12 protein-coding genes are annotated in these 14245 nt (G+C 55.8%); 3 read left to right on the plus strand and 9 right to left on the minus strand.

All coding sequences use genetic code 11. From position 1 onward, the window contains the following. Positions 1 to 51: 51 nt before the first annotated feature. Entirely contained in the window at positions 52 to 1098 is a 1047-nt protein-coding gene (locus tag F0P93_RS00395) for a response regulator (RefSeq protein WP_150874415.1), read from the minus strand. Then, positions 1076 to 2692 carry a sensor histidine kinase gene (locus F0P93_RS00400; protein WP_150874416.1) on the minus strand — a complete coding sequence of 539 codons (1617 nt, stop codon included), beginning with the start codon at positions 2690 to 2692 and terminating at the stop codon, positions 1076 to 1078. Before F0P93_RS00400 ends, F0P93_RS00395 begins: the two co-directional genes overlap by 23 nt. A gap of 308 nt (positions 2693 to 3000) precedes the next feature. Here F0P93_RS00400 and F0P93_RS00405 point away from each other — a divergent pair, with 308 nt between their 5' ends. Further along, the gene (locus F0P93_RS00405; RefSeq protein WP_150874417.1) at positions 3001 to 3342 is read left to right on the plus strand and encodes a thioredoxin family protein; all 342 of its coding nucleotides are present in this window, start codon (positions 3001 to 3003) and stop codon (positions 3340 to 3342) included. 10 nt (positions 3343 to 3352) lie between these two features. Here the strand turns inward: F0P93_RS00405 and F0P93_RS00410 are convergent, their stop codons facing one another. The 3 genes from F0P93_RS00410 to F0P93_RS00420 are packed head-to-tail and all read right to left on the minus strand — an operon-like array spanning position 3353 to position 6514. After that, a complete protein-coding gene (locus F0P93_RS00410; RefSeq protein ID WP_150874418.1) occupies positions 3353 to 3610 on the minus strand; it encodes a hypothetical protein in 258 nt (85 codons plus the stop codon). 39 nt (positions 3611 to 3649) lie between these two features. Further along, the gene (locus tag F0P93_RS00415) at positions 3650 to 4786 is read right to left on the minus strand and encodes a DUF6544 family protein (protein WP_150874419.1); all 1137 of its coding nucleotides are present in this window, start codon (positions 4784 to 4786) and stop codon (positions 3650 to 3652) included. 15 nt (positions 4787 to 4801) lie between these two features. After that, entirely contained in the window at positions 4802 to 6514 is a 1713-nt protein-coding gene (locus F0P93_RS00420) for an Ig-like domain-containing protein (RefSeq protein ID WP_150874420.1), read from the minus strand. Between the two features lie 204 nt (positions 6515 to 6718). On the opposite strand from F0P93_RS00420, the gene F0P93_RS00425 reads away from it, so the two are divergent. Beyond that, a complete protein-coding gene (locus tag F0P93_RS00425; RefSeq protein ID WP_191908690.1) occupies positions 6719 to 7534 on the plus strand; it encodes a CPBP family intramembrane glutamic endopeptidase in 816 nt (271 codons plus the stop codon). On the opposite strand, the gene F0P93_RS00430 is transcribed toward F0P93_RS00425, so the two are convergent. The 4 genes from F0P93_RS00430 to F0P93_RS00445 all read right to left on the minus strand — a co-directional run bounded on the left by F0P93_RS00430 (position 7535) and on the right by F0P93_RS00445 (position 11382). Continuing rightward, the gene (locus tag F0P93_RS00430; protein ID WP_150874422.1) at positions 7535 to 8479 is read right to left on the minus strand and encodes a 1-phosphofructokinase family hexose kinase; all 945 of its coding nucleotides are present in this window, start codon (positions 8477 to 8479) and stop codon (positions 7535 to 7537) included. 92 nt (positions 8480 to 8571) lie between these two features. Beyond that, complete coding sequence (locus F0P93_RS00435) at positions 8572 to 9327, minus strand: SDR family NAD(P)-dependent oxidoreductase (protein ID WP_150874423.1); 756 nt, start codon at positions 9325 to 9327, stop codon at positions 8572 to 8574. A 24-nt stretch (positions 9328 to 9351) separates the two neighbouring features. Further along, entirely contained in the window at positions 9352 to 10179 is an 828-nt protein-coding gene (locus tag F0P93_RS00440) for a universal stress protein (RefSeq protein ID WP_150874424.1), read from the minus strand. Positions 10180 to 10275: 96 nt separating this feature from the next. Then, on the minus strand, positions 10276 to 11382 hold the full coding sequence (locus F0P93_RS00445) for a hybrid sensor histidine kinase/response regulator (RefSeq protein WP_150874425.1): 1107 nt from the start codon (positions 11380 to 11382) through the stop codon (positions 10276 to 10278). 379 nt (positions 11383 to 11761) lie between these two features. Between F0P93_RS00445 and ppsA the strand changes: the two genes are divergently transcribed. Beyond that, positions 11762 to 14158, plus strand: coding sequence for a phosphoenolpyruvate synthase (gene ppsA / locus F0P93_RS00450; RefSeq protein ID WP_150874426.1), 2397 nt, complete (start codon positions 11762 to 11764; stop codon positions 14156 to 14158). The last annotated feature ends 87 nt before the right edge of the window (positions 14159 to 14245 follow it).

Here is a 14245-nt window from a genome sequence, read left to right on the forward strand (position 1 = left end):
GGATTAAAAGTAACGAAGAAACATGAAAAAGACCGGTTTTGATTCCCTGTTTCACCAGTTCGCCTGGCGCAGTTTTTCGGGCTGCACGATCCGGATGGTGCCCGTTGAAGCGATTTCGAGCAAACCGTCCTGCCGGAACTCGCTCAGGGTGCGAATCAGGGTTTCGGTGGCCGTGCCGACAATGGCCGCCAGGTTGTCCCGCGAAAGCTGAATAACGCCTTCCGGATCTTGCCGGTAAAGGTGCAGGAGCGCATCCGCCACCCGGCGCCGGATGGAATTGTAGGCCATGTGCAGCAACTGCTCCTCGCGCTCGCCAACGTGTCCTGCCAGCATTTTAATGAACTGCCCGCTCACCGCGGAGTTCGCCAAAAGCAATTGCTGAAAATCTTCTTTCGGAATGTAAACCAATTCGGAATCCTCCAGCGTTACGGCAGAGTCGCCGTAATCCCGGTTTTCGAGCAGGGCGAGATACCCGAAAAAGTCGCCCGACTGGTAGAGTCCGGTGATAAATTCTTTCCCGTCGGTATTGGTTCGAACGGTTTTGACCTTCCCGGATTTCAGAAAATACAGGCGCGTTGGCGTATCGCCTTCCGTATAGACAAACTGCTTTTTGCGCATCGGATGGGCTTTTCGATCTACCGACAGGCTCTCCAGATTTCCCGCGTGCCGGGCATCGTTCAGAAACTGGTCGAAACCGTCCTGCTGCAGGTTGTAGGCTGGCCCGACGTTGCGGAAGCGGTTCAATCGCCCTTCAATCGCGCTGAGCAGTTCCGATTCCTCGAAGGGTTTGGTCAGGTAATCATCGGCACCCAGTTCCATGCCTTTGCGGAACTCCGTCCGCTCGGTTTTGGCGGTCAGGAAAATGAACGGAACACCGGCCAACTGGGGGTTTTTGTTGAAAATATGCAAAACGCCATATCCGTCCAATACGGGCATCATGATGTCGCAGATGACCAGATCCGGCTTGTCGGCCAGGGCTCTTTCTACCCCCACCTTCCCGTTTTCGGCCGTGTGAACGGCATAACCGGCCAATTCCAGAATCTCGGCGGTATTTTCGCGAATGGCGTCGTTGTCTTCAATCAAGAGAATGGTTTTCATACGGAATAAATAACGTTACGGATGTGCCCTGATCCAACTCGCTTACTAATGATACCTGACCACCCATCAACTCCACATACCGCCCCACGATGTGTAGACCGAGCCCGGTTCCGGAGATATCCGTCACGTTTTTGGCCCGAAAAAACCGTTCGAAGAGGTGTTCCTGGTCTTCTTTGGAAATTCCCACGCCCTGATCCTCCACGACCAGCCTCATCTGCCCGTTTGCACAGGCAACCTGTAGGGTTACCGTCGATCCCGGCCCGGAATACTTGACGGCATTGGAAAGGAGATTCACCATAATTTTACGCAACAGAGACGGATCGAGCCAAACCGCAATTGGGCACGACAGCTCGGTTTGGATCGTTTGTCCGGGTTTCAGCAGGCTCTGCATATCGGCCACGGTTTCGCCAACCAGTTGGGGAACCGCCACTTCAACGGGGTGAGCAACGACTTTTCCCTCCTCCAGTTTATCGACGGACAAAAACTCTTCGAGGATGTCGTTCAGGTGATTGACCGACGCCCGGATGCGGTCAAGGTGTTTCTGCCGGTTGCTTTGGTGTTCACTGCTGGCGTAGCGTTCGATCAGCGCGGCTGAAGTCAGCACCACCGTCAGCGGAGTCCGGAATTCGTGGGAAGCCATCGACACGAAGCGCGATTTTAACTCACCCAGTTCCCGCTCCACCGCCAGGGCCTTCGCCAGTTCATCCTTCGAATGTTCCAACTGTTCCAGGGTGGTCATGAGCGCCTGGGTGCGGTCGGCCACTTTGTGTTCCAGATCGGCATTGAGCCGCTCGATGTGGTCGCGGTGGGCCAGCAATTGCCGCTCGGCTTCTTTCTTAAACGTAATGTCAATAATATAGGCAACGGCGTGCAATTCGTCTTCCAGCCGGAAGTAGCTCAGGCTAATTTCAACCGGAAACACCGAGCCGTCTTTTCGCTGGGCGTGCAGATCGCGGTTATGGCCCATCGCCCGCACCTGCGGGTTTTCATTGAAGGATTGCCGGAGTTTTTCGTGGTAGCTGCTCACTTTCCGGGGCACCAGTTGCTCGATGGTCAAAGCCATCAGTTCACCCGGAGCATACCCGAACAACTGTTCCGCCAGTTGGTTGGCCGACACCACCCGGCCCTGCTGGTTGCAAACGATGATGCCAATGGTCGCATTGGAAAAGATTCCCTGATACCGCCGGACGCTGTTTTCCAATTCGCGCTCGGCCTGGTGCAACGGCTCCTGGTCGATGAGCTGAACGAGCGCGTAGGGCCGGTCATATACCGTAAAGGTGCTGATGAGGAGATGCCCCCAGAACATCTGTCCGTTTTGCCGCCCCACCGGTGTTCGTTCTTCGTAATGTCCATCGCGCAGGAGTTGCTCGATCAGGCGATTGCGGTCTTCGTCCGGCAAAGGCTGTGTCCGGATGGAACGCGAACGAACCGGATCGGCCAGCAAAGCCTGCTCCGAGGCAAAGCCCAGCATCTGAACACCCGCCGGATTAACATGGACAAATTGCTCTTCGCTCAGGTCATAGATGCCGAAAAAGTCGTCGCTTTTTTCAAAAAGTAGATTGATTAAGGCCTCTGAGTATAGGTTGACTAACATAGGATGCGGCTATACTGCGGTAAAGTCTCCATCGGCACCGGCCGGGCTGAACGAATGCACGTGCGAAGTTACTAAATAGATTTTCTAAGTTACTCTATTCGGCCTACAATACCCTCTATACGTAACACATTTCAAAGAATGATCATCAATTTAATGGAAAGACGGCGACCTTCACTTCATCGGGTCACCCCGCCAATAATCATGGCTGGTCCTAACCAACATCAGTCTTTTTGCCCAACCAAATCGCCACATTTGTACCCATGAGGGCAACGACCCCGGTTGACGAACGAATGTGACAAGGCAAACAAATGAACTTTAAAGATCCATACCCGGTGCAGACGCCCGCCCGCCTGGCGGTTTTACTCCTCTTCATGCCCTCGGAGCGGACCGACCGTGTGCAACAGGCACAACTACGAACCCTGGCCGATTTGCTGCAACACCAATTATCCCGCCAGGTTCAGGTCCTGCGAATGGATGAACTCGCCCACCAGGATGTTTTCCGAAGTTTCGATATTACCCAGACGCCCTCGTTCGTGCTGGTGCAACGGGGCGTTGAACTGTGGCGGCAGGTGGGAATGCCGCAGGAAGACTTGTTGGCGTTGCTGTCGGAACGCCTGTTTGCGGCAAGTGCCCAGACCTTCAAGGCCTAACCGTAACCACTCATTTTGGCAAGGGTCCACAGTGTGGAATGCACTGCCCATCGACTTCTTCACAATAGGCTCCCCGAGTTGGACAATGGAAGGCGACACCCGAACAGCCGCAGACGTAATCCCATCCGCCAACGCCGTCGTAGCGTTCAAACACGGGAGCAGAATAGACCACAATCCGGTGATCATCTATGGCATCCGTACACGAATACGGAAAAGCAGCCAGCGTCAGAAACCCGGCATACCGCAGCACTATTTTAATTGTCTTCATGGTCGTAACACGTTGGTCTGGTAGAGGGAATGCGTAGTTTCAGTCGCCCGACAGAGGGGTGTAGTCGATTTCCGTAAGCGTCAGGGTATACCAGGTAAAATCACCGGTTTTGAGTTTCCAGGTTACGTCCGACTGCACAGGAATCCGGATCCCGCCCGCCCGTTCCTGATGATCCCGCAGGGCAATCGACCAGGTTTCGAGCCGGTAAGCTCCATCAAATTCCCCAAAGCGCCGGGCTTCGAACTGGATGGCATCGCCCGCCAGGTTGAAGGTGAACACTCCGGATGCGGTCACTCCGCCCTGGTGCATCGTCGCCCGGGCCGATGTATCGCTCAGTCCCTCCCACTGGATATAGTCGCTCAAGGCAGCCGTTGGGAACCAGACCGTTTCGGCCAGATACCGCAGCATCGTTCCCTGATCGATTTCCACTCCCTTCGCATCCGCAACCGGAACCAAAGCCAGTGCCTTGATCCGCATGTTTCCCCGCCCGTGCCGGTACTGATCCCGGCCCACCAGAAAGAACAAAGGTGCAGCCTCAATGCGGGCCAGCCAGATAAAACCGGGTTGAGAAACCGTAAAAACCTGCTCGGCTTCGACGGGCATCCAGCTCCCGCCCGGCTTGGTCCGCATCCGGCCGATCTGCTTCAGGTGAACGGTTTGAATCCTTTTTTTTCCAACGACACCAGCCCGTTTTAACCACTTCTGAACAACAGGTGGTAGCGGAGTCAGTGATTCGGCAGTGATCACCGGCGTCTTCGCAGATCCGGATTCGGCAATCAAACCCCGGACCTCCGCCATTCCATTCGCATTGAAATCCCAATCCGCATAGGCCCCCAGACTAACGGCCAGAATAAGCACATTGAGCCCGGTTCCGGCTTTGGCATCCGGCCAGTAGAGAACAATGAGAAGTTGAGACAGCCCAATCCCCAGCAACGCAACCAGCCACCAACGGCTCTGGCTGGTTAACAAACTGACGGCTGCCGTCAGCAACACCAAACCCGTTAAAAGCCAGAGCGCACCCGCCACTTTGGCGGCTTTTTCAGACAACGGCAGGACGGTTGTCGCACGAAAGGCGTTGACGGTTATCAGGTGCCACTCTTTTACGAATCCAATCCCGTGAATGAGACCATGAAGGCCCAGAATACCCGCAAAAACGAACCTGAATAGTGGACTCATGGGATTGGAAACCGGTTAGTTTTTGATCAGGTAGTTGACAGGGGCTGGCAGACAGGGGGTGAAAGAGCCTGCCTTAGAAACCGGAGAAACGGAACGATTCGGTGCGCCTTTCGCAGCCAGACGGCCTTTGGGGCTGGATGCGTTCAAATCCGTACAGTCGAAGTTTTCGGGCGATACGGTGCGGGTCAAAAGGTAGAAATAGGGGCTTCGGGAAACGTTTCGGACGTCCCAGAAAGTCAAATGCGTATCGGGGTAAGTGATGTACCCGGTCCACATCAGGGCCGTATGATCACACGGAACACCCGGTGTTTCACAGCCTGCGGGGTGTAGCAGCCCAAACGCATGACCAATCTCATGCCCCAGCCCACCGACATACCGGCCAATGCTTTCGTTTTCGTAATAGCCCCGCCCGCCCGAAACGCCCCGAACGTCGTATCCCGACAGCACCACGACACTCCCGGCCGCGGCACCTCCCCCCTGCCCCTCCGCCGGATCGGCGTCGATGTAATAGACCCAAACCGTTTCCGGGTCGTCGTAACGCCCGCCGGTTAACGCCATGCCCTCGTTGGCAGCATTGTACCAGAACCACCACTGCTGGCTGTCGCCGATGGGGGTGGTGGCATACCAGCTCGCCGGATGGGCGGTTTTGATTACTTCGACCACCGGGTAGCTGATGCTAAACGTCTGAAAACCGCTCAGTTGCTGCTGATACCAGATTTGCAGGTGCCGGATGGCGCGTTCCATGCCTTTCACCGCCGTTGGGTTCACCACCCGGTCGGCAGGAACCAGGTAAACCAGCCGGACGCGGTGTTTGTAGGTTACAATGTTCAGGTTCTGCGTAAAAGCGTGTTCCTGGCTGCCGGTTTGGGTCGTGATGGTTAAGGACGTTTCGCCCAGGCTGGCGGTAGACGCGCTAACCGACACCATGACTTTCGCCACGCCGTCTTTCGGAACCACCACCGGATTGGCAAACGGTTCGACGACAATGCCGGTTGGCACATTTTTAAAAACCAGGGTGGTGGGGCCACTGAATCCGTAGACGGATCGCAATTCCAGCAGGATCGTCGCGGTGGTGGCCTGCGGCAACACCAGCGGTTTGGCGGGCAGGGTGCTGACGATCGCTTCGGGGGTGTTGACGATGACAACGACGGTGGCGGTTTTTCCTTCGCAGGAAGCCGTGATGGTTACGTAGGCCGAAACGCCAGCGAGGGCAGTCAATAGTCCGGTTGATGAAACCCGCACGTTGGTCGAATCCGAACTGGTCCAGGTCACAACCCGATCCGTTACGACCACGCCGTTGGCGTCTTTTACCGAGGGTTTCAGTTGCGTTTCCGAACCCACGTTCAAGACGAGCGAATCCGATGGCAGACTGACGGAAGCGACCGGGATTTTACTGATGGTGAGCACCAGAAAGTTGCTTTTCCCTTCGCTGGTGGCCGTAATCCGGACGGTTCCGGGGGCAATCGTTTTGACCAGCCCGGTTTGATCGACGGTCGCCAGCGCCGGGTTGTCGATGGTCCAGGTGATGACGCGGCCCGTCAGCAGGTTGCCAGCCGCGTCGTTGAGGATGCCCGTCAGGGAAAGGGGCTGTCCCACGGTCACAGTAGTACCCGGAGCCACCACCCGCACCGAGAAAACCGGGGCCGGATCGACGTGTTCTTTGCAGGAAAAAAGAACCACCTGCCCGATCAGGCAGATGAGAATGAATAAGCGGAGGGAAAGGTTCATGGTTAGGGCGAAACAGGCTTGCGTATAACCGAAGTACGTTCTCACAAAATAACGCCATAACTACCTGTCTTCCGATGACTTAGCTCATACCGCAGGATGATGACAGTTACTCCTGATCCTGTCAGCAGTCAATCCCTGTTAAAACCGTTTGCCCTAGTTTTGGACTTTCTGAATCCCGGAATACCTCCTGATCTGATTGATTCCATGAAACGACTACTGGCTTATTTTCTCACCACCTGCGCGATCTCGTGGCTGTGCTGGTCACCCTACTGGCTGTCATTTTTTCCGAAAGCCTGGAAAACATCCGCGTTCCTTCATTACCTGGGGTTGCTGGGTCCCTTGCTTTCCGCCGTGATCTGGACCAAAACGGAAAATTCCAGCCGGGGTCTCCGCGCCCTTTTCACGAGCCTGCTTGTTCCGCGCGAACCGGTTTTTTATGGCTTACTCAGCGCCCTGCTACCGTTTTTGATTCTTTTCGCTGCCGTGGGCATCAGCACCCAGGGAGCAATTCAAACCGTCGACTGGCGGGGGCTCTGGCATTCGCACGAGCTGGCCACCATGTCACCCATTCCGTTTGTGGCCTTAAACCTCTTCGTGGTGGGTTTTGGTGAAGAAACCGGGTGGCGCGGCTATGCCCTGCCGCGCCTGCAACAACGGTTTTCTGCCCTAACGTCATCGCTTCTCATCACGGCAGGATGGGCGCTGTGGCACTGGCCGCTGTTTTTTTACGTCCGCTCCGGCTATCATTCGATGGATGGCGCCGGCATTGTCGGCTGGCTGATCAGTCTGTTGACAGGCTCCCTACTTTTCACCTGGCTCTTCAACAGCAGTCGGGGAAGCCTATTGGCCTGTGCCTTATTTCATGCCACCATGGACATCGCTTTCATGGCCGATTTAGGGCGTCCCGACGTGATGACGTACGTCGGAATGGCCGTAACGCTCTGGGGCGCTGGGATCCTGCTGGTATTGAAACCCACCAACTTATCCCGTCAGCCCCGCGTAAAAACCCTTGAACAGTAGTTAGCGGCTGATCCATTTCAGCAGCCGTTCTACATCGTCTTTGTGAAACAGTTCGGTGCCGGGATTCATCGTAGCCGCCGTTCCGCAGGCTACACCAAGCCGCAGCATTTCTTCGTAGGAATGACCTTGCGACAACGCGAAAACCATTCCGCCGACCATGCTATCCCCTGCGCCGACGGTGGTTTGTTTTTTAACCGTTGGGGCCGGAACCCGAAAGCTCCCGCGCCGGTGTTCCCGGTGGTTTTCTTTCGTCACCAGCAAAGCCCCCGCCGGTCCCAGTGAAACGGCCATGAGCTCGCACCCACCCTGTTCTATCACCGACCGGGCGGCTTCTTCCACTTCCTCCAGTTCCAGTTTCTCAACGCCGACGAGGGAGGCCAGTTCGCCCAGATTGGGTTTCAGCAAAAAAGTCCCTTCCTGAACCGCCCGTTTCAAGGGTTCGCCGGACGTATCGAGAACCAGCCGGATGTGGCGTTCCTTCGCCAGTTGAGCAATGGCGGCATAGTAGTCTGGTGGCAAACCAGGCGGCAAACTGCCACTGACCACCAGATAGTCGATCGGTTCGGAAAAAGCGCGCAAACTATTCAGCACCTCTTCGCCTTCGGCAGCCGACCAGGTGGGTCCCGGTAATCCGAAGCGGAACTGTTGCCGGGTCGACGTCTCCAGAACGACAAAGCTCTGGCGGGTCCAGCCCGCCACCGGAATCGCCCGGTAATCGATCCCTTGTTCGGCCACCAGTTGTTCGAGCCATTGACCAGTGGCGCCACCCACCGGAAAAACCGCCCGGGATTTTGCGCCCAGCCGAAGCAGGGCTTTAGAGACGTTGATGCCTCCGCCACCGGGATCATAGCGGGCGGTTTCACAGCGCAGTTTGTGTTCGGGTACCAAGCGGTCGATGGTAGTGCTGGCATCCACGGCGGGATTCAGCGTCAGGGTGAGAATCATCCTCTTATATGGAAAAGCAACCCGTTTCGGGGACTACCGGACTATCCGGTGCGCTCCGAAACGGGTTGCGTAAGGTACGATGGATTGGTGAATTACCGCGCCAGATAACCGCCGTCGACCGGATAATACGACCCCGTTACGAACGACGCTTTGTCTGAAGACAGCCAGATCACCAGTTCGGCCACTTCCTCCGACCGGCCCAGCCGCCCGATGGGGTGCAGGTCGACCAGCATCGTCTTGACTTCCGGCGGCAACACGCCCAGCAAAGGCGTATCGATGTAGGCCGGGCCAACGGCGTTGATCCGGATTCCGCGGGCGGCATACTCGATGGCAGCCGTTTGGGTCAGCCCCACGACCCCATGTTTAGCGGCTACGTAGCCCGGCGACTGCGCCGTTCCGACCTGACCCAGAATGGAGGCCATGTTGACGATGGACCCGGTTTTGTTCTGTTTCAGCATCGCTTCCAGTTCGTATTTCAAGCAATAGAAAACGCTGCTGAGGTTGACGTTGATGATTTTCTGCCAGCCTTCCAGCGAGTAATCCGCCGTCAGGTTCAGTTCTCCGCCGATGCCCGCATTGTTGCAGGCCATATCCAGCCCGCCAAATGCGGAGACAGTTTCCGAGACGAGTGCTTCACACTGCGCCGGATCGCCGACATCGGCCTTGAAAAACCGGGCAACGCCCCCCTCGGCGGTAATCTGGTCAACCACTTGCTGCCCCCGTGCTTCGTTGACATCCGACACCATCACACGAGCACCGTGCTGGCTATACAAAACCGCAATGGCCTGGCCAATGCCCGAAGCCGCTCCGGTTACCAGAGCCACTTTTCCTGCTAAGTCTTTTTCCATGCTAAATTCAATTAAAAAGTATGCTTAAGCGCGCATGATCAAAACCGGTATGTCGGCATGATTCAGCACATCTTCGGCCACGCTGCCCTGAATCCAGTGGCGAATGCCGGTGTAGCCGTGGGTATAGAGCACGATCAAATCGGCTTTTATTTCCCCGGCATAATCCAGAATGCCCTCCGGAATGGACCGGTACGGCCAGATCTGAAATTTAAAATGACCAATGCCTTTGCTCAATGCGTATTCGTCCATCCATTCCCGGATGCCTTCGGGTTGCCGGCCGTCGGTGGGCGTCAGCACGTAGACGAACTGACGAAGTCCCTGATCCGTTAACTGAAACGGATACGGATGGCGTTCTTTCAGCTTGTCATCCACATCGATGGCACAGACAATGTTCTGAGGCTGAAAGTGTTCGATGGAGTGTTTGACTACCAACACCGGGCAGTTGGCGTGCCGGACAATCAACTCGGCGTTTGAGCCTTCCAGCCATTCCGTCAAACCGGTGGCCCCTTTGGAAGCTAAAACGATCAGATCAGCGGGTTGTTCATTGATGTTCCGGATCAACCCGTCGAGGCTGCTGCCCAGTTTCGTTTTGATGGTAACGTCCGCGTATTTCGGATTGGCCGCCAGCTTCTCCAGGGCTTCTTCGGCTTCTTTCCGGGCGTCGCCGTAGTTTTCCGTGACCATCATCGACAGTTCCGGGGTGTAGTCCATGGCGGGCTGCGGAATCAGTTGGTAGAGGACGGTATGCAGGAGAATAATTTCGGCCCGGTAGGTTCGGGCCAGGCCTGCGGCTACATCCAGTGCATAGGCGGTCATGGGGCTTAAATCCGTGGGAACCAATATCGTTTTCATCGTGAACATCAGTTAGTTTGATGCCCCAAAACACGTCGAAAGCCGACTCTCTTCCCATGACGGAACGCACCCGGTTTGTTGAGAAAAGTCACTGGTTCAGTTTGAATTGACGGATTGGCCGGGCAACCACACCATTGCTTTCGTCCAGCCATCGGGATAACAGCCAATCGACAACGAACCGTGGTTCAGTTCAACCAGCTTCTTCACAATCGCCAGCCCCAGCCCAAAGCCCTGCTGCTCGAACTCATTTCGGTCAAACTGGGTATAGGGTGCAATTTGGGTAACGTGTTCCGGTTTAAACGTCCGTCCCTTGTTTCCCACCGTAAGCCGGTATTCGTCCCCTTCCAAATATCCTGTGACAACGATCCCGGTCTGATCCGAAAACTTGATGGCGTTATCGATCAGTTCGTCTAAAACAAGGGTCAGGTTTTCCTCCGAAATTTGCAGTATCGCTTCCTCCACATCGACCCGCCAGGTGACTTGTTGCTCCTGCCGGTTTTCCACCAGCCGGATTTGCGCTTTCACCCGGTCGGGCTGCAAGGTGGTCTTTCCCGTCGTAAAATACGCATAGGCGCTGTGTGAAGGGTCGATGTGCTGAAGAATGCCGATTCGTTGAACATTATCCAGCGACCGTTTCAGCCGCAGTCCGCACACCCGGATCGTTTCCAGCATCGACACCGCATCGACATCGTCGAACTCGTCCAGGTGATTTGCCAGCAGGGTCGACATGCCAATAATTCCGTTGAGGGTAGTGTTGTATTCGTGCCCGGCGGCCCGCGCCATCTTGAGGTGCTGTTCCGCCAGTTGCGCCTGCAGGCTGGCTTTTCGCAGGGCTTCCCGCTGCAGGCGGTTTTCGACAGCCAGGAGCAGGCTTTCGCCCGTAAACGGTTTGGTCAGGTAATCATCCGCTCCCAGAGCCATCCCCCGACGCACGTCTTTCAGATCGGTTTTGGCCGTCAAAAACATAAAGGGGACACTGGTCAGGGAACGATTGCTGCGGATGGTTTCCAGCACCTGATACCCATCCATGTGCGGCATCACAACATCGCAGAGGATCAGATCCGGACGTTCCAGAATGGCCTGCGTAACGCCCTGTTTTCCGTCCGGAGCGGTTTCTACCTCAAACCCATTCAGCCGCAGCCACTCGGCCACGTTTTCACGAATTTGCTCTTCGTCCTCAATAATCAGTATTTGTGTCGACATAAAAATTGGTAAAATAGAGAAAGGTTCTTTACGGAAAAAGGGAAATCCTTGTCTGATTTCGAGAGCAAGAAGAAGGTATAAATCAGCAATTTAACGAAGTATAAAGATGTATTTATCAAACAAAACTACTTCTTGCTCCGGCCCTTTTACATGACCTGATCTATGTAACGATATGACAAAAATCAGTAACATACCTTTCGTAAATCATACAAATCCAGCCGGTTTTCAGGCAGAAAGCTCGCCGGTTTTCACCCGGGTATCGGGCCCGACCTTCCGCAGCAAACCGGTAAGCAGCATCAGTGCACTGTCTGAGTAACGTCATAGCGTAAAGGAGCGGCATCCACTAGTTTGCATCTGTATCGTAAACCCTTGAACGGACATGAACACGTGGGTACTTCCTTTCAGCCAGATCAACAACGGAATGATTGCCAAAGTGGGCGGTAAAAATGCCTCGCTCGGCGAAATGTTTAACGGACTGCGGTTTTACGGCGTCCGGATTCCCGACGGTTTTGCCCTCACCACCGATGCCTACTACGAATTCCTGCATCACAATGAGCTGCGAATCCCTATTCAGGCGTTGGTCGACGAACTGGACACCCGGACGTTTTCCAACCTTCACGCCATCGGCCACCAGATCCGGTGCCTGATCCGGAAAGCCGATTTTCCGCCGGTTCTTGCCGAAGCCATTAAAAAAGCGTTCATCGACCTGAAGCACCATTTTCCGAACCCGGTTCAGGTGGCGGTTCGCAGCAGCGCCACCGCCGAAGATCTGGTTACGGCCAGCTTTGCCGGTCAGCATGAATCGTTCCTCAACATCCAGACCGAAGAGCAATTGCTGCGCGCCTGCCAGGCCTGTTACACGTCCCTGTTTACGGACCGGGCCATCAAATACCGGCACGACAACGGTTTTGATCACTTGAAAGTGGCGCTTTCCGTGGGCGTTCAGAAAATGGTGCGCTCCGATCAGGCGTCGGCTGGCGTCTGTTTTACGGTAGACCCCGACACCAGCCACGAAAATCTGATGCTGATCACGGGGAGTTGGGGACTGGGTGAAAACGTGGTGCTGGGCAATGTTAATCCCGATGAGTTCTACGTCTTTAAACCGTCGATTGCCAAACGACCCAACGCCATCGTCAGCCGGAAAGTGGGCGAAAAATCGGTCACGATGATATATGCCGATACGCCCGAAGCCAGCCAGCCGACGATCAATACCGATACGCCCCCGGAACGCCGGGAAGCCTTTGTTCTGACGGATGCTGAAGTCAACCAGCTCGCCAGCTGGTCGCGGATCATCGAAGAACATTACCGCAAACCGATGGACATCGAGTGGGCCAAAGACGGCATCGACCAGCAACTCTACATTGTGCAGGCCCGGCCCATTACCGCCTTCGGATCATCGACGCTGCAACTCACTGAATACCGTCTGCAGGCACCGGGCAAAACCCTGACGCAGGGCAAAGGCATCGGCCACCGGATCGTTACGGGAACCGCCCGGGTGGTGGCGTCGCCCAAAGACGTGCCAGCCACCATCGGCGCGTCGGACATTCTGGTCACCGACATCACCACGCCCGACTGGGACCCGATTCTCAAAAAAGTATCGGCTATCATCACCAACCGGGGTGGCCGGACGAGCCACGCGGCCATTGTGGCCCGCGAAGTGGGCGCGCTGGCGGTGGTCGGCACCAACAACGGCACGCAAGTCATTGCGGACGGGGCTACCATTACGGTTTCCTGCGTCGACGCCCAGGACGGTTTTGTGTATGAAGGCGCGCTGCCCTTTACGCAGGAAACCGTCGATCTGACAGAACTGCCCAAACCCCGCACCCAGTGCAACCTGATTTTGGGCGACCCTTCGCAGGCGCTGCGGCTGTCGCAACTGCCCAGCCAGGGCGTGGGGCTCATGCGGCTGGAATTCATCATCACCAACGCGATTGGCATTCACCCGATGGCGCTGGCACGCTTCGACCAACTGACGGACGAAACCGTGAAGCAGGAAATTACGCAGCTCACCCACCACTATACCGACAAAAAAGAATTTTTTGTGGACAAACTGGCCCAGGCCGTGGCACTGGTGGCGGCCAGTTTTTACCCCCGGCCGGTGATCGTTCGCATGAGCGATTTCAAAACCAACGAGTATGCCAACCTGCTGGGTGGCCGTGATTTCGAGCCCAAAGAAGAAAATCCGATGCTGGGCTGGCGCGGGGCGAGTCGCTACTACGATCCACGGTATCGCGACGGGTTTCGGCTGGAATGCGACGCCATGCGCCGGGTGCGCAACCAGATGGGGTTCACCAATGTCAAACTGATGATTCCGTTCTGCCGGACGGTGGAAGAAGGCAAGCGGGTGCTTCAGGTGATGGATGAATACGGGTTGGCGCGGCACGAAAACGGGCTGGAAGTGTATGTGATGGCCGAAATTCCCAGCAACATCATCCAGACCGAAGCCTTTGCCGAACTCTTCGACGGTTTTTCGATTGGGTCCAACGACCTGACCCAACTGGCGCTGGGTGTCGACCGCGATTCGTCGACGGTGCAGGGGCTTTTTGACGAAAACAACCCCACGGTGCAGACGTTGATTGCCATGCTCATCCGGAAGGCCCACCATGCCGCCCGCCCCGTGGGCATCTGCGGACAAGGCCCCAGCGACAACCCGGCCTTTGCCCGTTTCCTGACCGAAGAAGGCATCGACAGCATTTCGCTCACGCCCGACGCTTTTCTGCGCGGACTCACCACCATTCACGAAGCCGAAATCATGCTGGCACTCGATGCGTTGTGACGGCAAATGGGCAAAAAAAGGTCAATGTAAAATTTCAACTGGTGAATGCTAAATGTAAAAGTGGGGCTGGCGGACTACTTTTATATT

Origin of the sequence: Larkinella humicola, assembly GCF_008727875.1 — a bacterium.
In the GTDB taxonomy this organism is placed as follows: domain Bacteria; phylum Bacteroidota; class Bacteroidia; order Cytophagales; family Spirosomataceae; genus Larkinella; species Larkinella humicola.